The 25,675-nt window shown below is 66.8% G+C and carries 21 protein-coding genes; 15 read left to right on the top strand and 6 right to left on the bottom strand.

Annotation, left to right across the window (positions count from 1 at the left end):
• Positions 1 to 32: 32 nt before the first annotated feature.
• From KF745_09720 to KF745_09695, 6 genes are all read left to right on the top strand, one after another.
• The gene (locus KF745_09720) at positions 33 to 1,646 is read left to right on the top strand and encodes a hypothetical protein (GenBank protein ID MBX3358694.1); all 1,614 of its coding nucleotides are present in this window, start codon (positions 33 to 35) and stop codon (positions 1,644 to 1,646) included.
• Positions 1,647 to 1,740: 94 nt separating this feature from the next.
• Complete coding sequence (locus KF745_09715; GenBank protein ID MBX3358693.1) at positions 1,741 to 3,000, top strand: molybdopterin molybdotransferase MoeA; 1,260 nt, start codon at positions 1,741 to 1,743, stop codon at positions 2,998 to 3,000.
• 34 nt (positions 3,001 to 3,034) lie between these two features.
• A complete protein-coding gene (gene moaC, locus KF745_09710) occupies positions 3,035 to 3,547 on the top strand; it encodes a cyclic pyranopterin monophosphate synthase MoaC (GenBank protein ID MBX3358692.1) in 513 nt (170 codons plus the stop codon).
• Positions 3,544 to 4,098, top strand: coding sequence for a MogA/MoaB family molybdenum cofactor biosynthesis protein (locus KF745_09705; GenBank protein MBX3358691.1), 555 nt, complete (start codon positions 3,544 to 3,546; stop codon positions 4,096 to 4,098). The genes moaC and KF745_09705 overlap by 4 nt, the downstream gene beginning before the upstream one ends.
• Positions 4,099 to 4,103: 5 nt before the next feature.
• Positions 4,104 to 4,706, top strand: a complete 603-nt coding sequence (locus KF745_09700; GenBank protein MBX3358690.1) for a molybdenum cofactor guanylyltransferase — start codon at positions 4,104 to 4,106, stop codon at positions 4,704 to 4,706.
• A 127-nt stretch (positions 4,707 to 4,833) separates the two neighbouring features.
• Positions 4,834 to 6,405 carry a hypothetical protein gene (locus tag KF745_09695; protein MBX3358689.1) on the top strand — a complete coding sequence of 524 codons (1,572 nt, stop codon included), beginning with the start codon at positions 4,834 to 4,836 and terminating at the stop codon, positions 6,403 to 6,405.
• Positions 6,406 to 6,462: 57 nt separating this feature from the next.
• Here KF745_09695 and KF745_09690 read toward each other — a convergent pair whose 3' ends face one another.
• The 3 genes from KF745_09690 to KF745_09680 form a co-directional block, all read right to left on the bottom strand.
• Positions 6,463 to 8,076: a hypothetical protein gene (locus tag KF745_09690; GenBank protein ID MBX3358688.1), complete on the bottom strand. Its 1,614-nt coding sequence runs from the start codon at positions 8,074 to 8,076 to the stop codon at positions 6,463 to 6,465.
• A gap of 14 nt (positions 8,077 to 8,090) precedes the next feature.
• Positions 8,091 to 8,816, bottom strand: coding sequence for a glycosyltransferase family 2 protein (locus KF745_09685; GenBank protein ID MBX3358687.1), 726 nt, complete (start codon positions 8,814 to 8,816; stop codon positions 8,091 to 8,093).
• A 171-nt stretch (positions 8,817 to 8,987) separates the two neighbouring features.
• Entirely contained in the window at positions 8,988 to 10,952 is a 1,965-nt protein-coding gene (locus KF745_09680) for a transketolase (GenBank protein ID MBX3358686.1), read from the bottom strand.
• A gap of 261 nt (positions 10,953 to 11,213) precedes the next feature.
• Here KF745_09680 and dnaN point away from each other — a divergent pair, with 261 nt between their 5' ends.
• Positions 11,214 to 12,428: a DNA polymerase III subunit beta gene (dnaN, locus tag KF745_09675; GenBank protein ID MBX3358685.1), complete on the top strand. Its 1,215-nt coding sequence runs from the start codon at positions 11,214 to 11,216 to the stop codon at positions 12,426 to 12,428.
• 9 nt (positions 12,429 to 12,437) lie between these two features.
• Here dnaN and KF745_09670 read toward each other — a convergent pair whose 3' ends face one another.
• Positions 12,438 to 12,818, bottom strand: a complete 381-nt coding sequence (locus KF745_09670; protein MBX3358684.1) for a hypothetical protein — start codon at positions 12,816 to 12,818, stop codon at positions 12,438 to 12,440.
• A gap of 262 nt (positions 12,819 to 13,080) precedes the next feature.
• Between KF745_09670 and bamA the strand changes: the two genes are divergently transcribed.
• From bamA to KF745_09650, 4 genes are all read left to right on the top strand, one after another.
• Positions 13,081 to 15,597, top strand: a complete 2,517-nt coding sequence (gene bamA / locus KF745_09665; GenBank protein ID MBX3358683.1) for an outer membrane protein assembly factor BamA — start codon at positions 13,081 to 13,083, stop codon at positions 15,595 to 15,597.
• Positions 15,598 to 15,677: 80 nt separating this feature from the next.
• Positions 15,678 to 16,319 carry an OmpH family outer membrane protein gene (locus KF745_09660; protein MBX3358682.1) on the top strand — a complete coding sequence of 214 codons (642 nt, stop codon included), beginning with the start codon at positions 15,678 to 15,680 and terminating at the stop codon, positions 16,317 to 16,319.
• Positions 16,320 to 16,344: 25 nt separating this feature from the next.
• A complete protein-coding gene (gene lpxD / locus KF745_09655; protein ID MBX3358681.1) occupies positions 16,345 to 17,409 on the top strand; it encodes a UDP-3-O-(3-hydroxymyristoyl)glucosamine N-acyltransferase in 1,065 nt (354 codons plus the stop codon).
• Between the two features lie 143 nt (positions 17,410 to 17,552).
• Positions 17,553 to 17,987 (top strand): nuclear transport factor 2 family protein, encoded by a 435-nt coding sequence (locus KF745_09650; GenBank protein MBX3358680.1) that lies wholly within the window; start codon positions 17,553 to 17,555, stop codon positions 17,985 to 17,987.
• Between the two features lie 152 nt (positions 17,988 to 18,139).
• On the opposite strand, the gene KF745_09645 is transcribed toward KF745_09650, so the two are convergent.
• Positions 18,140 to 18,820 carry a hypothetical protein gene (locus KF745_09645; GenBank protein ID MBX3358679.1) on the bottom strand — a complete coding sequence of 227 codons (681 nt, stop codon included), beginning with the start codon at positions 18,818 to 18,820 and terminating at the stop codon, positions 18,140 to 18,142.
• A gap of 189 nt (positions 18,821 to 19,009) precedes the next feature.
• On the opposite strand from KF745_09645, the gene KF745_09640 reads away from it, so the two are divergent.
• On the top strand, positions 19,010 to 19,948 hold the full coding sequence (locus KF745_09640; GenBank protein ID MBX3358678.1) for a hypothetical protein: 939 nt from the start codon (positions 19,010 to 19,012) through the stop codon (positions 19,946 to 19,948).
• A 44-nt stretch (positions 19,949 to 19,992) separates the two neighbouring features.
• Complete coding sequence (locus tag KF745_09635; GenBank protein MBX3358677.1) at positions 19,993 to 21,096, top strand: M28 family peptidase; 1,104 nt, start codon at positions 19,993 to 19,995, stop codon at positions 21,094 to 21,096.
• A 39-nt stretch (positions 21,097 to 21,135) separates the two neighbouring features.
• Here the strand turns inward: KF745_09635 and KF745_09630 are convergent, their stop codons facing one another.
• Positions 21,136 to 21,435 (bottom strand): flagellar biosynthesis anti-sigma factor FlgM, encoded by a 300-nt coding sequence (locus KF745_09630; GenBank protein ID MBX3358676.1) that lies wholly within the window; start codon positions 21,433 to 21,435, stop codon positions 21,136 to 21,138.
• A gap of 360 nt (positions 21,436 to 21,795) precedes the next feature.
• Here KF745_09630 and KF745_09625 point away from each other — a divergent pair, with 360 nt between their 5' ends.
• Together KF745_09625 and KF745_09620 are read left to right on the top strand one after the other, a co-directional pair.
• Positions 21,796 to 22,704 (top strand): SPOR domain-containing protein, encoded by a 909-nt coding sequence (locus KF745_09625; protein ID MBX3358675.1) that lies wholly within the window; start codon positions 21,796 to 21,798, stop codon positions 22,702 to 22,704.
• A gap of 268 nt (positions 22,705 to 22,972) precedes the next feature.
• The gene (locus KF745_09620; protein ID MBX3358674.1) at positions 22,973 to 25,612 is read left to right on the top strand and encodes a hypothetical protein; all 2,640 of its coding nucleotides are present in this window, start codon (positions 22,973 to 22,975) and stop codon (positions 25,610 to 25,612) included.
• Positions 25,613 to 25,675 lie beyond the last annotated feature (63 nt).

Here is a 25,675-nt window from a genome sequence, read left to right as displayed (position 1 = left end):
GTACACTGGGTGCTATACCCACGGAGCCTTTGATGACCCCCAACCTGTTCTTTGCACTCCTGGGATCGTTCTTCGTTGGCATCCTGTGCATTGTCTTCGGGCGCCGGGGCTATCGGATCAACGATCACCCGATCTGCCGCCAGTGCGCGTTTGATCTCCAGGGCATTTACCCGCCAGCCATCACCTGCCCCGAATGCGGGGCCGGCCTCAAACGAGAGGGCTTTATTCGAATCGGGGCTCGCAAGCGGCTGGTCCCCTTGCTCGTCATCGGCGGGGTCCTTGTGCTCGTGCCGTTGGCCCCGCTGTCGATGCTGGTCTATGCATCGACGACCGGAACAGATATTAACAAGTACCTCCCCACCGGGCTGCTCCTGTGGCAGGCAAGGCACTCGCGCGGACCGGTTCACCAGGCCATCGCGGACGAAGTGGAGAGTCGCGTCCTCACCGGCTCGCTCAGCAGCGATCAGATTCGGGCGATCGTCGAGACCGCCCTGGATATCCAGTCCGACGCCACCATGCCCTGGACCGAAGTCTGGGGGAATGTGATCGAGTTCGCCGAGTCGGGCGGTTCCTTGAGCAGCGAACAGCGCTCTCGCTACTGGAACGGTGCGGGTGTGTTCAATCTCAAGGCGAGGCCACGCATCCGGCTCGGAGATCCCCTCTCGCTCATGGTCGACATCAAGGAATCGCGGACGGCGGCGACATCGAAGTTGATGTGCGGCGTGGCCCTAGCCATGGTCCGGGTCGGCGATGCCGAGCTTGGAGATCCCGCGGGCTGGCGAATGCGACGACAGACTTCCCTCGCCCAGGCCTCGTCTGCCGACGAGCCGCGTGGCGACAAACGAGCCGCCTACGTGTACCTTCTCGGCTCCAAGAGCGGCGGATCGTCCAGCTTTAGTTCCGCGTGGTCGTACCGACTCCCACGGGAGCTCTCTCCAGGGATGCACACGGTTGATGTCGAACTCTGGTCAACCGCTGAGCCCTTAATCAGCCGCGCTCAGTCCTGGAAGGACCCTGGCGCCGTTGATCCCTCCGCGCGACGCGTGGCTCGACTCTCAACAACCGTACAGATTCTGCCCGAGGAGGTGGCCGCGATCGAACTGGTGGAACCGACGGACCAATCCCGGCGAGAGTTGCTGGACCGATTGAGGCCGAGCCAAGCAACGTTCTATGAGAATGCCATGTTCCCGGGTCCGGATGACAATCGCAACCGGCGCACGATTGCGCTGCAGTTCGAGCTCGCAAAGCCCTCGCTGGACTTCTCGTTTCGCGTCTTTGCTCGTGAATCGGAGGGCTCGGCCGAGTTTGAGCTTGGCGTGCTCAACACCAGCGTGGAATCCTCCGCGGAGCCCGGGTCCGTTGAATCAGGTGGTGTTCGATACCTGAGCGCCCCGATCACCGGTCTCAACGCGACGACGATCGAACTGGTCTTCCGACCGGATATCGCCGGCGCCAGGAGCACCATCGACCTGACCCGCATCTACAACGGCGAGCTCGTCATCAGCGGGGTCAAGCTGGAAAGCCAGTTCATGGGCATGGGTATTCCCAACGCATGGTCCGCTGGGTCGACGACAACGACCACCACGACGGGGCAGCCGCCGGCTACCCACGAGACCCCCGAAACGCCCGACACCGCGGAACCGTAGTACCCGTCTTGCGGAGCCCGCCCTCACCCCGGGCCTACGCTCAGATGTCCACCCCCGCAGGCCCGCCGGTCCCTTCACTCGCCGAGCCAAGGCCATGACCAGCGTCACCCCCGGTTCAGCCACGCCCGCCGCCGAGTTTGCGTACCAGTCGCCGCAGCAGGCGCTTGATGCGCTGCTTCCTCGCATCAGGCGCCTGCAGATGGAGCGGATCCCGCTCGCCGAAGCCCCCGGCCGGGTGCTCGGCGAGGCCGTGGTTGCCGACCGCGACAGCCCAGCGCTCGATGTCTCTGCAATGGATGGGTACGCCGTGCGACTGGCCGATCTGGCTCCGTTCGTCACCGGCGCGCCCCCGGCCCCCATGCCCGTCGTGGGTGAGGTCCACATCGGGCTTGAGCCGCAGGCGCTGCCCGCCGGCGCCGCGCTCCGGATCGTGACTGGCGCGGCGATCCCGATGGGCGCCGACGCGGTCATCAAGCGCGAACTGGTGACGGAGCGGGAGCGTTCGATCTCACTCACTCCCGTCGCGGCCTCCTCCATCCGCATGTGGGAGTCGATCCGCCGCCGCGGCGAGAACGTCCGGGCCGGCGAGATGATCATCCCCGCTGGGCGGGAGGTCACGGCCCCGGTCGCCGCGGCGCTGGCGGCCTTCGGGTGCGCCCGTCCGCTGGTGTACCGGCAGGTGAAGGTTGGCATTCTCACCACCGGCGACGAGATCAGCGACCTGCGCGACCAGATCACCCCGTGGCAGATCCGTGATTCCAACGGCCCGGCGCTGGAGGCGATGCTCTTCGCCCACGGATGGATCGATCCCCTGGTCGGACCCCGGGCCCGCGACGACCGGGACGGCATCGCCCGGGCCACCGCCGAACTGGCCGTGCACTGCGATGCGATCATCCTGACCGGCGGCGTCTCGATGGGAGCGAGGGACTATGTTCCCGCGGCGGTGCAGTCGCTGGCCGCGCACGTAATCTTCCACAGGCTCCCCCAGCGGCCGGGCAAGCCGATCCTCGGGGCCGTGCTCGCGCCGGGCCGGCCGGTCTTCGGCCTGCCGGGCAATCCGCTCTCGGTCATGGTGACGGCGCGGCGCATCGTGCTCCCGGCCCTTGCCGTGCAGGCCGGCCTCTCCGCACCGCTGGGGCCAACAGGGTTCATCCGGCTTCGCAAGCCGGACTCAGGGACGATCGCCTTGTGGTGGCACCGCCCGGTGCGGCTCCTTGAGCCGGGCGTTGGCGAACTGGTCGCCCCGGCCAGCAGCGGCGATGTGGCGGGCGCCGCCGCGTCGGATGGATTCGTCGAGGTCCCGCCCGGAGCCTCCGGCGAGGGGCCGTGGCCGTTCTACTCATGGACCGGTTGAGCGGGGCCGCGGGGCGTCCGGCTAGAGTCTCATCATGCCGGCTCCGACGCCACCATCCGGGTTGTCGCACCTAAGCACCGACGGAAACGCCCGCATGGTGCCGGTAGGCGAGAAGCCGGTGACGGAACGGGCCGCGATAGCCGAGGCGCTCGTCACGGTCTCACCCGAACTGGCCCGCGCGATCCACGCCAACGCGCTGGCCAAGGGCAACCTGATCGAGGTCGCCCGGCTCGCCGGAATCCAGGCCGCGAAGCGGACCGACGAAATCATCCCGCTGTGCCACACGCTGCCGCTGGACCACGCCGACGTCCGCATCACCCTCGATGGCACTCGCGTCGTGATCCGCGCCGAGGCCCGGTGCCACGCCCGAACGGGCGTCGAGATGGAGGCGCTCACCGCCGCGGCGGTCGCGGCCCTGACCGTCATCGATATGGGGAAGGCCATCGACAAGGCGATCCGTATCGACGGGCTGCGAATCATCGAGAAGTCCGGCGGCCGCAGCGGTCACTACGTCGCCAAGGAGCCATCGGGAGGTCCCGGCGCATGACCCTGTCGCCGCCCATCAAGGTCGGCGTGCTCACCGTCTCGGACCGCTGCTCCCGCGGCGAGGCGGCGGACACTTCCGGCCCCGGGCTCGCCGAGATCGCACGCGAGCGCCTCGGCGCCGTGATCGCCGTGACGGGGACCGTTCCCGACGAAGTGGACCGTCTTTCGGCCGTGTTCCTCGAGTGGGCAGCGCCATCGCTCGGGCTCGATCTCATTCTCTCGACCGGCGGCACCGGCCTGGCCCCGCGCGATGTCACGCCAGAGGCGGCGATGCGCGTCATCCAGCGCCCGCACCCGGGGCTGATGGAACTCGCGCGCCATCGATGCCTTGCCAAGACCCCGCGCGCGTTCCTCTCGCGGGGGGTTGCCGGGGTGATCAACCGGACGCTTCTTCTCACCCTCCCCGGATCGCCCCGCGGCTCGCGCGAGAACCTCGAAGCCCTGCTCGACATCCTGCCGCACGCGATCGAGACCCTCCGCGGCGACGTGCAGGACGACGGCCGCCCCGACGCAAGCCCCGTCACCGGCAGGGTGATCGCCCACGAGGACTAAGAGCGGTGGCCCCGGCAATCCAGCCCGTGGTCCTTGCAGGTGGGAGAAGTTCCCGCTTTGGACGCGACAAACTCCGCGAGCCGATCGGTCCCGACGAGGGCGGCCGTTGGCTCATTGATGTTCCGATCAAGGCGCTCCGCGACGTGTTTGGCGGGGGTGTTGTGCTTGTCGGGGACTGCGACCCGGAGGTCGCCGCGAGGAGCGACCGCGTGATCGCGGATTGCTACCCGGGCACCGGACCCATCGGCGGCGTTGTCTCCGCGCTCGAGGCCACGGACCTGGATGTCTTTGTCCTCGCCGGAGACATGCCGGCGGTCACTCCGGACGTCGTCCGCGCCATCCTCAACAAAGCCGGGCGCTCCCCCACGATGTGGGCCGTGCTTGCTTCGACCGACGGCCACCGACCGGAACCGTGCTTTGGTGTGTACCGACAGGCCTCCCGCGCCGCACTCAGATCTCGTCTCACAACAGGTGGGGATCGATCGCTGCACGCCGCGCTGCCTCCCGACCGTGTTGTGCACGTCCTCGTGCCCGAGCGGATCGCGGCCAACATCAACACCAGCGACGACTTCCTGTCGTGGCGGCGCTCGGCGCGGCCGATCCCGTGAACACCCTTGTTTTCTGCAGGCTCGCAGTCTGTTCGCTTGGCTGCATGGCACCAGGCGGTAAGGTGGCCGTGGCGCGAGCGTTCATCATCCGGCCGCGCCTCCGTACCAACAGGGAAAGGAGCTGGCCATGATCAACGTCATCCGTTGCGTGGTGTCCCTTGTCGTACCGGCGCTGCGAGCAGCGGCGGGCGCAGCTGCGCTCGTCGTGCTGGCCCCCGGCGCGATAGCCCAGATCTACCAACGGGCAGTGGGAACACTGGCGAACGAGACCGCCTACGCGATCGAAGAGACCTTTGACTGCGGCTACATCACCGCGGGCGAGATCCGCGGAGCGATCCTCCCCGGCGGGCCCCCGACCAACGGGATCCATGTCGTGAAGTTTAAGTACGAAGGGCCCGTGGAGTGGAGCGGCGTGCTCGACACCGGACCCAACGCCCGGACTGCCGGTTACTCCGTTCACGGTGTGCGAACCGGTGGGTACATCGTCGGGGGCGAGACCACCTTGTTCCCCGGATTCGGCATCGTGCTGCTCCGGGTCGATGCGCTCGGCAATCATGTCTGGGCTCGCTGCTACCAGGGAACGCCGTTCCTCGACTTCCCCGCGGGCGTAGCCGTTCGGCAGACCTTCGACGGCGGGTTCGTGTGCGTCGGGCGGATTCAGCCCGCGGCGGGCGGCCCCACATCCGGCACGCTCCTGAAGGTCGATGGCGCGGGCAACCCGCTGTTCCAGCGCATCTACATCGCGCCGGGGATCCAGGGATCCATGAGCTTCTCCGACGTGCGCGAGGACGCGGCGGGGTTCATCGTCTCCGGCACGCTGCTGGACGCCGCGATCGGACTCGAGCGGGCGTTCCTCCTGAGGACCGACCCGGGCGGGAATCCACTGGGGTACCGCGAGTTCATCCAGCCCAACAAGCGCCTCTTCGGGGATGGCTTGGACGTCAACACCACCGGCGACATCGCCCTGATCGGCCGCTCGCTCACGCCGCCGCCGGTCGTGAGCGCTTCATTCCTGTTGCGCACCGACCCGGTCTTCGTTCCGGCATGGACGGTTGAGATCCCCCGGTTTGTTGTCGGATTCGCCGCGGTTCGCTGGACGCGCGATCCGTCGATCGTCATCGCCGGCACCACGGTGCCCGCGGCGGGCGGCATCACGTCGGCCGCGATGCTCCGCTTCTCGGGCGCGGGCGCTCTGGGCCTCGCGCGGCAGTACGGCGGCGCCCTGAGCACGGAGGGCCACGCGATCAACCGGCCCCAGCGGCGCCTGGCCTACGCGATCGCGGGGACAACGACCATCACCCCGACCAACGGCGGGAACGATGTGTACCTGGTCGTGCCGAACCTGCTCGGCGTAACGACCTGCCTCGAGGGACCCGGACCCCAGGAGACCCAACTGGCGATCACCACATCCACCCGGCAACTCGCGGCGACCTTCCTTCAAGGGTTCGAGTTCATGCCGCAGTTCAGCCCGCTGCCAGTGGGCGAGATCGTCTACTGCTCCCGCGGCTGCCCGGCGGATTTCGACGGCGACGGCGTCGTGACCCCGGCCGATATCGCGCAGTTCGTCACGCTGTGGAACGCCAGCCTGATGGCGGGCACGTACGGCGGAGACTTCGATTGCGACGGGTTTGTCACCCCGTCGGACATTGCCGTGTTCGTATCCACGTGGAATGCCGCGTTGTCATTCGGCTGCCCCTGAGCCTCCGGCATCCATGAGTCCGTGCGGCAGGCCGGGGGCAGACGCCCGCGGCCCGCCTTACCTCGGAGCCCCGGCGGCTTCGAGCCACTTCGTCGCGTCCATCAGCACCAGCGATCCTTCCTGGCGCACTACAGCAGAAGGTTCGATCAGCGATGCGTAGACGCCCGACGGGATCTGCGTGGAATCGAGCACAATCCACCGCACGCCTTGACGCCGGATGATCTCGGCACGGAGCGATCCCGGGACGCCCTCCTGGAAGAATCGGACCGTGTCGGATTCCTTGCCTGCCTGGTCGGGCGCAAAGAACTCGTAGTGCAACGCGCCGACGATCCTGCCCCGGGCCGAGGGGATCGCCCACGACGTCGTGAGATCCGACAGCACGACGTCCCGCTCCCCTATGCCTTCCAGCAGGCGGCCAAGGTCGGCGCGGAGGGTGATCTGCAGGTTCCTTGCACCCATCAGCGGCGCGAGCAGCGGGCGAGCCAGATGCGGCTCTTTGATGACATCGATCGCCTGCGGCACCAGGAAGTAGACGATGGTCGCGGCGACCGCGGTCTGCGTGATCGCCTGGAGCGCGGCGCCCGGGGGAACGGCCAGCAGGCTGCGCAGGCGGGCCGGCCACGACCGAACATCAAACAGGCGCGCCTCATCGGCGTACAGCGCCACCGCCATGTGTAGGAACACGAGCCCCGGCAACGGCAGACGCGCCAGGGTCGGCGACTTCACGATCATCGCGCCAACTCCGAGCCCGAAGCACGCCCCCGCCCCGGCGAGGAGCGTCTGCACCGTCCGCCGATCGGCGCTGAGCAGGCTGAACAGGCTCAGCACCGCCGCGGGCATGCACCAGACGAAGAGCATCTGCATGAGGATGCCCGGGGTGAACCAGTACGCCAGGTCCGGCTTGGACCTCACGGCGCGGAGGAAATCGAACCACGGCCACGCGAGGCACGCGCCCGCCGCGACACACCCGGCGATACCGACAACCGCGATCGCCGGCCAGCGCCGCCGCGGCTCGCCGAGCACGGCGATCACCCCGAGGCCCACCGCCGCGAAGATCCCGGTCATGGCGTGGTCGAGCACGGCCACCGGGAGAAGCAGCGAGACCACCGCGCCCCACACCCACGCCGAGCCGCCCAGCAGTACCCGCCGAAGCGCGGCCATCATGATCAGGGCCAGCGCGAAGCTGAGCGCCGATGGGTTGACCTGGTGCCATGGAAGGTCGCTCAGCGCGTACGAGTTGGCGTACGCCGGCGCCCCCCCGTAGAGACTCACCATGATCAGCAGGGCCGACCCGGCGGCGCCCGCCCGGCCGAACCCCGCAAGCAGCAGCGCCACACCCGCGACCAGCAGCACCGTGTTCACCACGGCCATCGCGCTCAGCGCCCGGTACGGATCCGCCCCTGTGAGGCGGCACACCGCGGCGAGCGCGACGTTCGAGGGCGAGTACCGGATCGACGGCTCGTCCGACGCCTGTGTGGGGTTGCCCGGGTTCCAGATGTTGTTCGTGAGCGCCACGAGCACGCGGTGGTGCTCCCACGCGTCCGCACCGATCTTGTTGTCGCGGTTGCCGGTGCACAGGGCCACATAGGCCACGAGGGCCGCCGCGAGCAGCCAGTACAGGGCGCCCGGCCGGTTGCGGAATGCAGGCACCTGTGCGTTCGCCTCCGGCATGTCGGTGCTCCGCCCTACCGCGCCGGGCCGCTCCCCGGGTCGTCGGTCCTGAAGAGGTTGTACTTGAGGATGCACCAGATCGCCCGCACCCCGTCCTTCCAACCGATCTTCTTCCCCTCCGCGTACGTGCGGCCCGAGTACGACACGCCTACCTCGTAGATCCGGCAGCCGAGCCGCGCCACCTTGGCGGTGATCTCGGGCTCAAACCCGAACCGGTTCTCCTCCACCCGGATCCTCTGGATCACCTCCCGCCTGAAGACCTTGTAGCAGACCTCCATGTCGGTAAGGTTGAGGTTGGTCAGGGCGTTGGAGAGCAGCGTCAGCACGCGGTTGCCCAGCGAGTGCCAGAAGTAGAGCACGCGGTGCGACTCCCCGCCGACGAACCTGGACCCGAACACAACATCCGCCTTGCCGTCGAGGATCGGCCGGATCAGGCGCGGGTACTCCTTCGGGTCGTACTCGAGATCGGCATCCTGGATGATCACCATGTCGCCGGTCGCGGAGGCGAAGCCGGTCCGCAGCGCAGCACCCTTCCCCTGGTTCACCTCGTGGTAGTACGCCCTGATCGTCCCCTGGGCCGCCATCTCGCGGAGCCGCTCCCGCGTCGCGTCGGTCGAGCAATCGTCGACGCAGACGATCTCCTTCTCGACATCGCCGAGATCAACCGCCCGCACGTGCTCGACGATGGCCTTGATCGTCGCCTGCTCGTTGTACACCGGGATGACAATGGACAGCTTCATGAACGGGCTCTCGGGGTGCGACCGGCCCAACCCGGCGCCGAATCATGGGCGCCGGGCTCCGTCCTGTCATCGGCGTCGCCGGTGGCGAGAGAATACCCAACCACCCGCGGGCGTGCATCGACCGCGCGGCGGGCCGCCATCCAACCGCCAACGGGATTAGTCCGCCCGGGGTTACACGACCTGCAGCAGCTTCATCGCCGTCTGCACGATGTCCTTGGCCGTCAGGCCGCACATCTGGAGCATCTCGGCCTCGGTCCTGGCGCTCTTGGGGATGCGGCGGACGTGCATCTGCTCGAGTGTGAACGCGTCGCCGGAGTTGGTGATCGCGTCCGCCACGGCCGAGCCGAGGCCGCCACCGTAGTTGTCCTCGAGCGTAATGACGTAGCCGCCGTTGGCGCCCGCCAGGTCGAGCAGCGCGTCGGCGTCGAACGGGATCGAGTACATATCGACCAGCGTGGCCGAGATGCCCGCCTTGTCGAGCAGGTCGATGGCCCGGTTGGCCTCGTGCACCATGTAGCCGGCGGCGCACAGCAGCACATCGCGGCCCTGACTCAGAACCTCCATCCCGCCGAGGTTGAAGACCTGGTCGTCGCCGTAGATGAACTCGGTATCGGCCCGAAGCGTCCGCATGTAGCAGGCGCCCTCGTACTCCGCCATCGCCTGGGCGAGGCCGTAGGCCGAGTAGGCGTCGCACGGCTGGAGCAGGTAGCAGCCCGGGTTGCCGCGGTGGTCACGCATGGTGGTCCACGAGCGGAACCAGGAGACATCCGGGAGCGACATCTGGCTCGGGCCGTCCGCCGCGAGCGTGATGCCCGCGTGGCTGCCGACGATCTTCAGGTTGGCCCCGGAGTTGATTGCCATCTCGATCTGGTCGTAACCGCGCGTGACGAATTTCGCGAAGGTCGAGCAGAACGGGATCTTCCCGCCCGCCGACAGCCCCGCCGCGGCGGAGAACATGTTCTGCTCCGCGATCTTGCACTCGATGAAGCGGTCGGCCAGCGCCGCGTCCTTGCGGAACATGTCGGCGTAGGTCGAGTTCGAAACGTCCGCGTCCAGCACGACGATCCGGTCGTTGGCCTGGCCCATGGCGCGAAGCGCCGCGCCGTAGGCCCGGCGCGTCGCCATCTTGCCGGAGTGCACGGCACTCTCCATGTCGAGCTTCTTCATCATCGCGTTGAAGCTGGGCGCCTCGCCGAAGGCGACCTCCTTGGGAGCCATTTCCTTGGGCGGCTGGATCGTGAACTGGTCGGAGGACACCAGCGAACTCGTGACCTCCTGCCGCTTCTCCGCCAGCTCCGCGAGGGCCTTCTTGAGCGTGTCACCCGAGGCCGGCTTGCCGTGCCAGCCGTTGCCGTGCATCGACGACACGCCCCAGCCCTTGACCGTCCTGGCCACCACCGCCATCGGCTTGCCGTCCGTTCCGGCCCGCTGGGCGAACTCGTCGAAGGCCCCCTTGATCTGGCTCGGGTTGTGCCCGTCGATCACCTTCGCGTCGTACCCGAACGCCTCGAGCTTGGCCTTGATCTTCTCCCAGCTCTGCTGGCCCGAGACCCGGTCGGACTGGCCGTACTCGTTGCAGTTGAAGATCGGCAGCACCGCCGTGAGCTTCCGCTCGGCGATGAAGTCCAGCGCCTCGCTGACCTGGCCTTCCCGGCTCTCCCCGTCCCCGATGATGCAGTAGATCCGCCGATCCAGCCCGTCGAGACGGGCCGCCTCCGCGAGCCCCGCCGCGACCGACAACCCCTGTCCCAGCGAGCCCGTCGCGGCGTCAAAGAACGGGAACCCCTCGATCGGGTTCGGGTGCCCGTCGATCTCCGAGTCCATCGCCCGCAGCTTCATGGCGTCCTCGACCGTCATCCGCCTCCGAGTCTCGCCCTTGCCGATCATCACCCCAAGCTTCGCGCACGCCGCGTAGACGATCGGCACCGCGTGCCCCTCCGAGAGAACGAGCCGGTCCGAGGTCGGGTAATCGGGGTAATCCGGCGACCACCGCATGGAGCTGAACATCAGCACCGTGACGATGTGCCCGAGGCTCATCGCCGTCGTCGGGTGCCCGCTGCCCGCCGCGGCGGTCATCTCCAGCGCCAACTTGTCGAGCTCGATCGCCTGCGCGTGCACCACCGCTTCGAATGACATGCCGGAATCCCTTTCTCCACGGCGACCACAAGGCCGGCGCGTGGTACTTTGTAGGTTCAAACACAAACCAAACACAACACCGCCCCCCTGCCGAGATAGACCATAGGCGGGAAGGGGGTTGTGCTTCACCGTACTGTGCGGGGAATATCCCCAATCCCGGCGCCGCCCGCAACTTCGACGGGCCCCGATACGCCCTCTCCGCGGCCGCGCGACCGGGTACACTGCCCCCGCCACTATCCGATTCTGCCCTGGAGCCCCTGCATGAAGGTCATCTGTGATCGCGGCGCCCTGCTCGAGGCGGTCAACCTCGTTGCCGGCGTCGTCCCGACCCGCACCCCAACCCCCCAACTCTCGTCCATCCGCCTTGTGGCGACCAAGGGTCCCGGCGGGAGCGAACTGACCATCGCCGGCTCCGATGCGGAATCGTCGCTGATCCTGTCGCTCTCGCAGGTCGACATCGCCGAGCCCGGCACCGCCCTCGTCCCCGCGGACAAGCTCCGCCAGATTGTCTCCGCGGAAGAGGGGGAGCCCACACTCACCCTTGAGTCCCAGGGCGACCGCTGCGACATCCGCGGCGCCAACGCCCACTTCAGGGTCTTCGGCCCCGCGGGCGAGTACCCACCGATCCCCGACTTTGCTTCGGTTGTCGCCGCGACCGGCGCGGAAGCACCCAAGACGGTCTTCGCCTGCCCGGCTGGCCAACTCATGCAGCTGGTGCAGCGCTCCGTCTTCGCGACCGCCCGCGAGACCTCCCGGTACGCCATCAACGGCGTCCTGCTCCGGCGCGAAGGGAAGAAGCTCGAGATGGTCGCGACCGACGGTCGCAGGCTGGCGCTCAGCCGCACCGTGGTTTCCGGCTCCGGCGCGGGGAAGGAGGCCGCCCCGGTCTCGTGCATCATCCCCACCAAGGCGCTGGCCATGGTCCCCAAGCTCGTGCACAACGACGAGGACATCGTCCGCGTCGCGATCACCGACTCCCGCATCTTCTTTGCCTTCGAGCACGCGGGCGCGGGCGAGGGCAAGAAGGGCGCCGCGCCCACCGCGCCGCGGGCCGTCCTCTCCTCCACCCTGGTCGAGGGCACCTTTCCCCCCTACGAGGATGTCATCCCCAAGGACCAGGACCGCAAGATCACCGCCGATCGCGAGCATCTCTCCCTTGCCGTGCGCAAGGCCGCCGTGCTCACCAACGAGGAGTCCCGCGGCGTACGGATGTCGTTCTCCAAGTCCGGCAGGAAACTCACGCTTTCCAGCCGCGCCCCGGAGATGGGCGAAGCGGAGATCGGCGTCGACCTCAACTCCTTCGACGGCGACGACATCGATATCTCGTTCAACCCGCAGTTCATCACCGACGCCCTCCGTGTTGTCACCGATGCAGAGGTGATTGTTGAACTGAAGGCTTCCAACAAGCCCGGGCTCATCCGCTCGGCGGACGAGACCTTCAAGTATGTCGTGATGCCCGTGAACCTGCCGCAGTAAGCCGCGGCCCTACGCCCGTCCGGCGACCCGCGTGGGCGCGGCCTTCGGCCGGACATCGGCATCGTCGCGCCCGCGTCGCGCTGCCTCGCCTGCCTCGCGCCCCGCGGCCAGCGTCTGCTCCCGCTCGGTAATGACCGCGTTGGGGAGCGCCAGTGGAGGCACTTCGGCCACCTCGTTCCGCCTCGGCACCCTCCGCTCCAGCAGCCATGTCACCACCGTGATCACCGGCAGCACAAACAGCCCCAGCACCGCGACCAGCTCCCCTGTAGCCATCCGCGAGAGACTCTGGGGCGTGACGAACCACCACACCAGCGCCAGCCCCAGGGCCACGGACGCCGCCGTGGCGAGCACAATCCCCGTCCGCCTCAGTCTTCTCCCCAGGTCACGCATGACGACAGGACCCCGCGGCGCCCCACGTGCTCAATCACGCGGACGCTCGAACAACTCGGCCTTCCATGTGCCCGGCCCCGGTACGGTCATCGTGACCACCCGCGGCTCGGGGTGAAGCGACAACCCTACGGACCTCAAGCCCCCGCCGCAAGCCCCCCGGGCCGATCCCGGATAACCTGAACCTGCGTCGGCCCGATGCCCTCGCACAGGGAACACCAAGCCGTTTGTGATCGAGCCCTCGCCAAAGTATCGTCTCCCCGTTGTGAGCCCCTGCTCCGGACAGCACGCCGTCCGGCTGTTGCCGCTCCGCGCCATCCTCTGCGCGGTGGTTCTGCTTGCGCTGTGCCCGCCCTCCGACGCGCAACCCACTCGCCCCCCCGCCCCTCCACCCACACAGCCCGCGAACCTGCCGCCGCCACCGCTGGTCCCCGCCATCGAGACCCTTGCGGACTATGACGGCCGCCTCATCCGGGATGTCCAGATTATCGGCCTTGAGAAGGTCCAGCCGCGCCTCGTTGAGAACCAGATCCGGGCCAAGTCCGGCCAGCCATTTTCCGCGGACGTCGTCCGCGAGGACATCAAGCGACTCAACCGCCTTGGCCGCTTCAAGGAGATCAACGCAAGGGTCCAGGCCTTTGACGACCAGTCGGTCGCCCTCATCTATTCGTTCAAGGAAGCCCCGGTCATCACCGACGTCCTGTCCGTCGGCAACCGCCAGATCTCCGACCAGGAGATCGCCGCGGTCCTCCCTCCGCTCGCCGGCACCCCGGTCGATGAGTTCGAGCTCTCCCGCGCCGCCAACCGCATCAAGGACCTGTACCGCAAGAAGGGGTACTACCTCGCCGAGGTCACTGTGGACCAGAGCGAACTGGAGCAGACCGGCAACGTGATCTTCCAGATCCGGGAGCGCGACCGCATCAAGGTCACGGACATCCGGTTCCGCGGCAACGAGCACTTCGAAGCCGACCAACTCCGCCCGGTGATCCACACGAAGGTCGCCGGCCTGTTCGAAACCGGTCCGCTCGACGACGATGTCCTCGACCAGGACGTCGCCTCGCTTGTCAACTTCTACAAGGACCGCGGCTACCTCGACGTCCGTGCCGACCGAGAGGTGCAGCCCTCGCCCGATGGCAAAGAAGCCATCGTGACCTTCGTCATCGATGAGGGGCCCCAGTTCACGCTCCGATCCGTCAAGGCCGAACTCAGCGACGCTCGCGGCACGGGCGCCGGGTCCGGCAGCCCGCCGACAGTCCTGAGCGTCGAACAGATCGCCGGGCTGATGCTCATCAAGACCGGCGACGCCTACTCCGTAACCGACCTCAACAAGTCGATGAAGATCATCAGCGACGCCTACGGCAAAATGGGCTACTACGACGCCAGGATCAACCGCGCCGAACTGCGCGACCCCACCAAGCCTGAAGTCGACCTGCTCATCATCATTACCGAGGGGAATCGCTACATCACCGGCCTGATCACCATCGCGGGCAACGAGATCACCCAGCAGAAAGTGCCCCGCCGGTACATCGACCCGCTGCGTCCCGAGCGTCCGCTCGATACGGTCGCTCTCCGCGAAGCGAAACAGAAACTGGACGCCTCCCGCCTCTTCGAGGGCGCCCCGGGCCCGGGGCAGCCGACGTCGGTCAAGACCACCGTGCAGCCTCCGGGCGCGCCCGACGACTTCCACCGCGACGTGCTCGTCGAGGTCAAGGAGACCAACACCGGCAACATCAACTTCGGAGTCGGCATCACCTCCGACGCCGGGCTGATCGGCTCGATCTCCATCACCCAGCGCAACTTCGATATCACGGACACGCCCGAGTCCTTCGAGGAGCTCATCCTCGGTCGAGCGTTCCGCGGCGGCGGGCAGGTTTTCAACCTCACCATCGCACCCGGCACCGAGACCCAGAACTACTCGGCATCGATCGCTGACCCCGCCCTCTTCGGCTCGGACTACACCGGCTCGGTCGAGGCCTACTACCGGACCCGCAACTACACCGACTACACCGAACTTCGATTCGGCGGCGCCGCCAGCCTTGGCCAGCGATTCGGCGACCGGTGGGTTGCCTCGATCATCGCCCGCGGGTACGACGCCCACCTGGTCGACATCGAACCCAACGCCCCGACCGACGTCTACGCCGTCGCCGACGACCACGTCGTAACGGGCCTTGGGTTCCGCATCTCGCGCTCCACCTACGACCGCGCCGTCCGCACCACCCGCGGCACCAAGATGAACTTCAGCGTCGAGCAGATCGGGGCCCTGGGCGGCGACTTCAACTTCACCAAACTCGCCGCCGACTACACGCTCTACCTGCCCATCTACGAGAACTTTCTTGGCCGCACCACCGTGCTCAGCTTCCACAGCGCCATCGGGTACATCCCGCAGAACGTCGAAGATTCGCCCGTCTACGAGCGGTACTACATGGGTGGCCAGCAGTTCCGCGGCTTCCAGTACCGGACGATCTCCCCAAAGGGCATCGGCAACATCACCGGAGAGCCGACGACCGACCCGGTCGGCGGCACCTGGTCCTTCTTCTTCAACGCCGAGATCGAGCAGCCGCTGTACGAGGACCTCCTCTCCGGTGTTGTCTTCATCGATACCGGCACCGTGACCGATTCCCCGGGCTTTGACGATTACCGCGTCAGCGTCGGCTTTGGCCTCCGTATCGCCGTCGCCCAACTCGGCCCCACGCCCCTCGCCTTCGACTTCGGTTTCCCCATCCTCACAGGTCCGGGTGACCAGGAGCAGATCTTCCAGTTCTCCATGGATATCCCCTGGTAGCATCGCCCCCGAAGGCTGCCAGGAGCCTCCGCAGCGGCCCTACTATTCTGCCCCGAAGCCGTCATCAAAAAGGAATCACGATGAAGAGCCCACGACCGATGCACATGATCCTCGCCGCCGTCGTTCTCGTGGCTGGATCACTCGCCTTCACCGCCGGTCGCCTGTCGCCCCCCCAAGCCGTCATCGCCATCGTCGACCTTCAGAAGATCCTCGTTTCTCTCGATGAGTGGAAGGATCTCAAGGCCGACATCCAGGCCAAGGGCGACGCGGCGAGCAAGAAGGTCACCGAACTCCAGAAGAAGCTCAAGGCCGAGGAAGAAGCCGTACGGCTACTCCCGCGAGGACCGCAGTATTACGCAGCCCTTGAGCGCATGCTCCGCCTGGGCGTCGAGCTCAAGTTCGAGACGGAATACCAGAGGACCGACCTCGCCCGGATGGCCGGCGAGATGCTCCGCGGGGTGTACGCCTCCATCGACAAAGGCGCCGAAGATCTCGCCAAGAAAAACGGCTACTCCATCGTCCTGGCCTCCGACGAGCAGGTCACCATCCCCGAGAACATCCCGCCGGACGACATCAACCGGATCATCTCGCTCAAGCGCATGCTCTACATCGACCCAGCCCACGACATCACCGACGAACTGCTCGTCCTGATGAACAACCAGTACGCTGCTGCGAAGGCCGCCGGCGGTAAGGCCGGTGCGAACGCCGCGCCCAAGCCCTGAACGCCAGGCCCTCTCCCCGTCCTCCATGCCACCGACCAACACCACCGGGTCTATTGCTTCCTTGCTCTCCGCTCGATTGATCGGGCGCGATGATCTTCCAATTACCTCCCTCGAGACCATGGACCGTGCTGGTCCGCAGTCGCTGACGTTCATCCGCAGCGCCTCCTTCGCCGCGGGCTGGCGGGGCTCCAAGGCTGCCGCCGCGTTGATCACCTCCACGCTCAAGGTCCCCGAGCACGATCCTTCCACCCGCGCCCTGCTGGTCGTTGACAACGCCGACCTGGCCATGACCCGGGTTCTGCAGCTCTTCGCGCCCCCCCAGTCCCGCCCAGAGCCCGGGGTGCACCCGGCCGCCCTGGTTGACGCGACGGCCAAACTCGGCGCCGGCGTCGCAATCGGGCCCAACTGCGTGATCGGCGCCGGGAGCGTCATCGGCGACGGCGCCGTGCTCCACGCCGGCGTCTACATCGGCGCTTCGGTCAAGATCGGGCCCGGGACCGTCCTGCACCCGCATGTCCGCGTGCTCGACCGCTGCGCGGTCGGAGCCATGTGCATCCTCTGGCCGGGCACGACCATCGGAGCCGACGGCTTCGGCTACCTCCCCGCCCCCGACGGCAAGGGCCTCGTGAAGATCCCGCACATCGGCTCGGTCGAGGTCGGCAACGGCGTCGAGATCGGGGCCAACACGAGCATCGACCGCGGCAAGTTCGGCAGCACCCTCATCGGCGACGGCACCAAGATCGACAACCTCGTCCAGATCGGCCACAACTGCCGCGTCGGACGGGCCTGCATCATCTGCGGCCACTCGGGGATTGCCGGATCGGTCACTATCGGCGACGGGGCCGTCATCGCCGGACGCGTCGGCATCGCGGACAACCTCACCATCGGACCCCGTGCCACCGTCGCCGCCGGTTCCGGCGTGATGAACGACATCGGCCCGGGTGAAACCTGGTTCGGCTACCCGGCCCGGCCCCACGGCGAACAGATGCGCAACCTCGCGGCGTTCACCCGCCTCTCGGACGTCTTCCGGGCCATGAAGAAGGCCGGCCTGATGCCCGGGCTCAAAGGGGCCGATGCGCCGACCCCCTGACACGGTGGCCCGTCCTCCCCTCGCTTATTAGAGCAATCTTCATGCCTCCCCGGAATTCCCCACATTTGGGCCGGTTTTTGCCGCTCTTTCTCTTCTCCAGTCTTAATGGTTGACCCCTCGGAGCAGACCCGTACACTCGGGCCATGAGCAATACATCCACACAATCCGCGCCAACGTTCCCCACCTCCCCCGCCACCCAGCAGGTCGCGAATCGCCTCCACGAACTCTGCAACTCCGGCAAGTACCACGAGGCGATGCAGGAGCTCTACGCCGACGATGCGAAGCACATCGAGGCGATGGAGATGCCCGGCAGCCCCTACAAGCGCATCACCGAGGGCAAGCCCGCGCTCCTCAAGATGAGCGAGCACTGGGGCAAGACCAACACCGTCCACAGCGCCTCCTGCGGCAAGCCCCTCTTCAACGGCGACCAGTTCACCGTCGAGATGAAGATGGACGTCACCTGCGGCGACGGCCCCATGGCCGGGCAGCGCATGGCGATGAGCGAGACGTGCCTCTACAGCGTCAAGAACGGCAAGATCTCCGAGGCTCGCTTCTTCTACGGCTGCGACGCGAAGTAGCCCCGGCCCGCCTCACTGGCTGCCCCACGCAAGTCGACACCCTCGCCCGATGAGTCACTGGAAGAGGTCCGACGGGATTCACCATCCCGCCGCGACCTTTTTTTCTGCCCCAAACTCTTGCCCCAACAACGACGACCCATTCACCCCGCTTGTCACGGAGCCCGATTGGTCGGATTGCCTGCTTCGTCTAGGAAGTACATGAAGTACACGTCCCTAAACCAACTGTTGGCCAAGAGCGGCTCATAGAACACCTCTCCCGATAGCAGCTGCACTCGTATCCTGTTGCAGGCTATGAGACTCCCAGGGGCATCCTGCGGGAGCTTGTTCTTGTCGACTCGCACAAGGTACCGCACAGGCTTGTCGGGGTCCGGATATACCGGAGTCGATACTGGCACGTCCTCGTGCGTCGGAAGATATCGGTAGTCATCGGGTCCCACTGGCCGCGCAGCATACGCCACCGTCCTGTCTTTATTGACAATCTCAACTCTATCGACGTATAGGCACTTCTCGCATGTATTCACGATGTTGATGTGGAGAAGTGCTGTTTGCCTATCTGCATAGCCTCCCTCTGCCGTGATTCTGATGCTTGGATTGTCCACCGATATTGATAGCCGCAACTGCTCCCGCAAGAGGCGGTTTGCGACTTCGGCCGCGGCGAGGCCTTTTTGGGTGTCTTTGTTCGCTTGCTCTGCAGCATCGGCCGATCGCTTTGCTTGCGCATTGGCACTATTGGCTAGCCACGGCCCAGCGATACCTCCGATTATCCCGATGACGCCTCCAATGAGGCCGATTAGCGCCGCAATCTGCGCAAAAGTGCTGCTGTTGTGTTCCATTAGTTTTCATTCTACTCGCCTAGCTCTAGCCTGACCCCGGTGGCTCTGTCTTTGGAGCCCTGTTTGCCCGGCATCCTGAACGAGGCCGTTTTGCGGCGACATTCCCGTCTGTGCTTGCCCCATAGACCCGCACCCGCCACCCCGCTATCCCACAGCCAATCACCCTACCTATCTCCCTACACTCCGCCCATGCAATCGGTCGCCATCGAAAAAGCCAACGCCCTCGTCGAGGCCCACCGCTACATCCAGCGGTTCAAGGACCGCGTCGTCGTCGTCAAGGTCGGCGGGTCGGTCCAGGAGGACCAGGACAAACTCCGCTCCCTCCTCGGCGACGTCGCCTTCATGTCCGCCGTGGGCATGCGGCCCGTGCTGGTCCACGGCGGCGGCAAGGCCATCACCGCCGCGATGGAGTCCGCCGGCCTCCAGGCCCGCTTCGTCCAGGGCCGCCGCTACACCGACCGCCGCACCCTCGAGATCGCCGAGCGCGTCCTCTGCCAGGAGATCAACGCCGACCTGGTCCGCCACCTCACCGACGCGGGCGCCTTCGCCATGGGCCTTCACTCCATGGGCTCGTGCGTCATGTTCGGCAAGCGCCTCACCCTCCCCGATGCGCACGACAAGGCCGGGATCGACATCGGCTTTGTCGGCGAGGTGACGCAGGTCAACACCGTTCTGCTCGAGGCGCTCTGCGAGGACGGCTACATCCCCGTCATCGCCCCGGTCGCCATCTCCCACACACCGATGTCCGAGGCCGGCGGCGCCACGCCGCGCGAGGGCGACGGCGGCGGCGTCTGGAAACTCAATGTCAACGCCGACACCGCCGCGGGCACCGTCGCCGCCGCGCTCAAGGCCGAGAAGCTCGTGATGATGTCCGACACCCACGGCATCCGCGTCGACCCCGCCGGCTCGCAGGACTCCTACGTCTCCTCCCTCACCCGGGCCGAGATCGACTCGCTGGTGGACCGGAAGATCATCGGCGAGGGAATGCTCCCCAAGGTCGATGCCTGCCTCACCGCCCTCGCCGCGGGCGTCCCCAAGGCCCACATCATCGACGGCCGCATCCCCCACTCGCTGCTGCTGGAGATCTACACGGACGCCGGCGTCGGCACCCAGATCGTGCTCGGCTAGCCGCGCCGACAACCACCGCCCCGGTTCATCGGTATGCTCCGGGCATGATCGCCTGCCACCTCGCCGCGTGCCTGACCCTCCTCGCCGGCCCCGATCCCGCGGCGGTCCCCGCGATGGTCAGCCAGGAGCGGCTCCTCGAAACCATCAAGGCCCTGCCCGTCAAACGCGCCGGATGGCGGGACGACGAGAACCGCGAGGGCCTCGTCAAGACCGAGGCCCTGCTCCAGGACCGGCTCAAGGCCCTCGGCTACGAGCCGACCCTGCACGAGATCGGCGCCTTCGAGGGCCGCGGCGAACCGGGCTCCTCGCCCGTCTGGCACAACATCGTCGTCGACATCCCCGGCCAGACCAAGCCGAAGGAGATCATCATCGTCGGCGCGCACTTCGATGCCGTGCCGATCGCGCCGGGGGCGGACGACAACGGAACCGGCGTCGCCGCGGTGCTGGAACTGGCCCGCGTGCTCAAGGACGTCCCCATGCAGCGGACCGTCCGCCTGTGTCTCTTCAACCTTGAGGAGGTCCAGCCGCTGGGCATCGGCCTGGTCGGGTCGGGCCGGTACGCGGCGGACCTGGCGCCGGAGATCAAGGCCGGCACGATCAAGGTCGTCGGCATGCTCTCCCTGGACATGCTGGGGTACTTCAACGACGAGCCCAACAGCCAGAAGTGGCCGGCCCTCCCCGTGAGCGTGGACCTGCCGACGACCGCGGACTTCATCGCCGTCGGCGGCATCATCCAGCACCGGGGGTTCAGCCAGCCGCTGATCAAGGCCATGCGACGCGGGGGGCCGGGGGTCAAGGTGTTCGCCGGCGACATCCTGCCGCTGGCCGTGCCGGACTTCATGCGGTCCGACCACGCGAGTTTCCTGGCCATGGGGATCCCCGCGGTGATCGTCTCGGACACGGCGAACTTCCGGTCCAAGCACTACCACGGGCCGACGGACACCATCGAGACGATCGACGCCAAACGGTTCACCGAGGTGGTCAAGGGGCTCGCGGCGGGGGTGATCGCAGTGGCGCGCCCTGTGCGCGCGCCGGCAGATTCCGCGCCGGACCAGATCGACCCGCGGCCACGCTCGGGCGAACCCGAGGCGGCGGCGCCTGGGCCGATGGGCAAGCCGCCCGGCCAGGTGCCGGAGCGACCGCGGTAGTGCTTGGGGGGGAGAGGGGGGGTGCCCCCTGTGGAGGGGTCAGGCCTGCAGGTCGACGGCGCGCGTGAGCCGATCAACGACGGCGTCGATCTTGTCCTCGGTGGCGTAGGTGCCCGCGCGGATTTCGCCGCGGAGGCGATCAACCAGTTCGTGCCGGATCGGCCGGTCGGAGTTGATGATCACGGTGCCCGACTCCCTTGCCTGTTCGGAGATCTCGACCCTGTCCGGGGCGCGCGACAGTGGCGCGGCGGGGCGGTCGTCGCCGGCCCGCTCGACGATGCGGCGATCGCTGGTGGAAAAGCCGCTGCCGGGCCCGATGAGGTTGCTGATCTCGTTCATGCTCGCACCGTACTCCTCGCCCTGGCCCGTCCATCCGTGGACAGGCGTGAGCCGGTTTGGCCGGCCGAGACTCCCTCGGCCGGTGCGAGCCCAGGCCAGCGGCCCGAGATCGCCTACCCCCGTTCATGGGCCCGCGGCGTTTCCCTCGACGCCTGAACGAGCCACCCCAAGTATCGACCTCGGTCGCGGAAACACTCTACAGATTGCGGCCCCGGATCCATATCCCCAAGTCCAGTGATCGCAATGTGTTATGAACACTAACTTGTGGCACCACGACTCCCCGGTTGACGGGGCTCATACGCTTGGTTCTCAGTGCTGGTGTTGAGCGCGGCGAGATGGGGAGGATGCAGGAGATTGGATATGCGCATGCGGCACGTGGTTACGGCATTCGCGGTGGTGGCTGGGATGTGGTCGACCAGCGCTCCGGCGCAGAACCAGCCCGCAACGGAACCGCCCCGCCGCCTGCGAGAGGAAGGGAAGCGCCTGTTCGGCTCGCCGGAGGCGCCCGGGGGTGGTGTGAAGAAGGATGGGGCGCAGGCGGCCTCCGGGGGATGGGTGATCTTCATCGCCTCGTTCCACGATCCCGAAGCCGCGTCGCTCGTGCCGGGCGAGAAGGTGCTGACCGGCGCGGAGCAGGCGCGCGTGGCACTGAGCCAGATCCGGACAGTGGGCCAGTTGCAGGGGGCGTACACACAGGATCGCGGGGCGATGACCTGGGTGGTTCTGGGGTCGTACGACGATCCCGGGAAGGACGAGGCCCAGGCGGAGTTGAAGCGGGTGCAGGCGATCATGGTGAACGGCAGCCGGCCGTACGCGGGGGCGTTCCTGGCGCCGCCCGCCGCGGGCGGGGTGGCGGGGAGCATCCCCGAGCTGGACCTCCGCAAGGTGCGCGCGCGCCTCGGCGCCGCCGCGATGTACACGCTGGAGATCGGCTACTACGGGAGACCGGACACCCAGCGGCCCAGCGCCGACGACCTCGCCGACTTCCGCAAGGCGGCGGAGCAGGCGGCCGTGCAGTTGCGGTCGGAGGGCGAGATGGCGTTTTACTTCCACGGTCCCAACCGGTCGAGCGTGACGGTCGGTGTCTTCGACGACACCGACTTTGACCCGCAGGAGCCGCTCGTGCGCAGCCCGCGGCTGCACCAGGCTCGAAAACTGCACCCGTACCACCTGTTCAACGGCGCGGCGTACAAGCAGAAGAGCAAGGTCGATGGGAAGTCGGGGTACATCCCCTGCCCGCTGGTGAAGATCCCGGAGGATGGGAGGTAAGAGGTGGCGCACCAAGCCATTGCACAGAATGTGATTGGTTGGTCGATAGGATTTTGATAGTTGCTTGGGTAGGGGTGGGGGGGCTGGGGTTGTGGGTGGGCGGTGCCCCCGCTTGGGCGCAAGCCCCTATTGCCGCGGATATTGGCGAATCCCGCTCACACGCGAGGGGTGTACATCGTCCTGTTCCTTGCGTGGCCTGTGGCCACGAGCGCGGGGGCTCATCGAGTTGCGCGTCACCACCGCGGCTGGAGCCGCAGGAGATATGGCTGTGCCAATCCATCGCGTCGGTCTGAGGCGTGTTCTTGAGGTGGTGAGTTCCGGTGTGCGCCGAGGCCGGATGGCGCTCATCGGCGCCGGGGTTGTTGCGGTCGCCGCGGCGGTGGCCGGAGCCCAGCCGTGTGCGCCGGGGTGGAGCGACGGTTTCCGGCAGCCGGGGACATCTGGATATCCGTATGCCGGAGTGCAGACGGCGGTGATGTACGACGAGGATGGACCGCAGGGGCCCGCGAGACCGGCGCTGGTTATTGGGGGTGTGTTTGAGAGTGCGGGTGGTGAGCGTGTCCAGAATGTAGCAAGATGGACTGGTTCCTCGTGGGCCCCGTTGGGGCCCCTTGACTTCACGGCCGTCCGCCCACAGCACGCTTGGCAACTGCTGACCTTTAACGATGGCTCGGCGCCATTCCCGCGGCTGTACATGATTGGAGACTTCTGGAATAGCACGTCTCGTTTCCGTCGTTTCGAGCCCGCCACCAACTCGTGGGAGGTCCCCGCCGGGGCTGACATCACGAACCACGGGTACTGGAACTGCGCGGCGGTCTTTGACGCTGACAACGGCGCCGGCCCACGTCTGTACCTATCAAGCGGCTTCAATCAGATTTCGGGCGGAGTGTCGCTGGGGACCATTGCCGTGTTCGACGGCGTGACGTGGACGAGTGCAGACTTCCCGTTTGGACCGGTCACCCTCCTCAGTGTGATCGACTTGGATGGCCCGGGGCCGGGGGCGCCTGACCTTGTAGCCTGCGGTTACGACGGCGTTTTCAGGCTCATCGATGGGGCTTGGGTGAGGGTGACGACAGGAGGATTCAACTCGAGCATCTTGAGTGTTGCGGTCTTTGACGAGGACGGAGATGGCCCCAATCCGCCACGACTCTTCGTCGGGGGCAGTTTCTCAACCGTGTCGGGCGTTGATATCCGCGGTGTCGCTCGCTGGGACGGCACGAACTGGACAGGGCTTGACACCGGGGTGACCGGTGGCAGTGTGTACGCCTTGTCTGTGATCGACGACGGAGCCGGTCCGCAGCTCTATGTCGGCGGAGATTTTTGGACCGCGGGCGGTAGTTTCTTCCGCAGTTGCTTCGCCAAGTGGACCGGCTCGGCGTGGGCGGATTCGGCGATCGGATCTGGCCTTGTATTACCCCCAATCAACCCAGCAACAACCGGCGGAACGGTCTTTATTCTTAGGACACTCGAGGATGAGGACGGCCCGGCCCTGCTTGTCGGCGGCAAGTTCAACCTCTTCGGCAACGTCATGTCGGGCGATGTGGCGCTTCGACGCGGCACCACATGGCGATCGCTTGGCGCCGGGTCGCTCGGTGATGTGTGGAGACTGTTGCTCCACGATGATGGCCAGACCCCGGGGGGCGCGATCTACGGCCTCATACCTGTCTCCGCCAGGAACGGCACAATTACTTCAATGTCCGTTTGCCGATACCGGCCTGATGGATGGGAGTACGTTTCCGCCAGGGAATCCGGCTCCGTCAATGCATTGACCTCTCACACTTTTCCCGGTGATTCGCGGCCGAGCCTGGTCGCGGGCGGACAGTTCACGGTAATCGGTAATCAGTCAATCAAGGGAATCGCGAAGTACAATGGTCAGGCGTGGTCCTCGCTCGGCGGGGGGGATCCGGACGGGCTCATCAGCACGGTGTCATCGCTGACGCTGCCGGGCCAGACGCACCCGGTGCTTGTCGCCGGCGGCGCCTTTCAGAACATCGGCGAAACGGTTCTCAATCGAATCGCCTACTTCGATGGAGCCGTGTGGCGGCCATTGGGGATGGGAGTGGGCCACACGGCGGGCTTCTCGAAGGTCACTTCAGCGGTCATGTTTGACGATGGGACGGGCGCCGGGCCGCGGCTGATCGTGGGGGGAACCTTCGACAGCGCCGGCGGCGTGCCGGCGAGCCGGGTTGCGGCCTGGGATGGCGCCTCCTGGTCGGCCATGGGAGATGGGCTCTCCCCCACTCTCACTTCCGATGAGGTTCATCTCATCGTCTTTGACGACGACGCCGAGGGCCCGAACCCGCCGCGCCTGTACGCAGGGGGGCGGTTCGACATCCCGGGTTCCTCGGCTCGCAACTTCGCTCGCTGGAACGGCGTGCAGTGGGAGCCCCCGGCCTCGGCGCTGCCGGATTACACCGTGGCGTCCATGACTGTTCATGACCCCGACGGCCCCGGTGGCCCGGCACGGCCGCTGCTGATCGTGGGAGGCGGGTTCTCTCGTGTTGGCTCGGTGACTTACTTTGGTCTCGCTGCGTTCGACGGGTCGGAGTGGTCGCAGGTCACGGGCATTCCAGGCCCAACCTCCTCCTCCAAGGTCAACGCGTCGATCTCTATTCCCGCCTCGATGCACGGTCCGGCGCGACTGTTCGTCGGGGGCCACTTTGAAACACTCAACAACGTCCCCTCGTCGAATGTGGCCTTGCTTACCGGCTGCCCGCGGTGCCCGGCGGACTTTGATGACAGCGGCGAGGTGAACACCTCCGACATCGCCCGCTTCATCCAGGTGTGGGCCGCTTCCGTCGCCTCCGGCACGCTCGGCGGAGACTTCGACGCCGACCAAGTCGTGACCCCAGTCGATGTCGCCGCGTTCGTCAAGGTCTGGCTCGGGGCTGTGCAGGGTGGGTGCTAAGCCGAGACGGCCAGATCCGCAGATAAACCAATCAATCGCGGCACGAGCCGCAGGAGAATTCGT

This window comes from Phycisphaeraceae bacterium (genome assembly GCA_019636655.1).
In the GTDB taxonomy this organism is placed as follows: domain Bacteria; phylum Planctomycetota; class Phycisphaerae; order Phycisphaerales; family UBA1924; genus JAHBXB01.
Note: the sequence above shows the minus strand (reverse complement) of the source record. Positions and strands in the feature narration are given on the sequence as shown.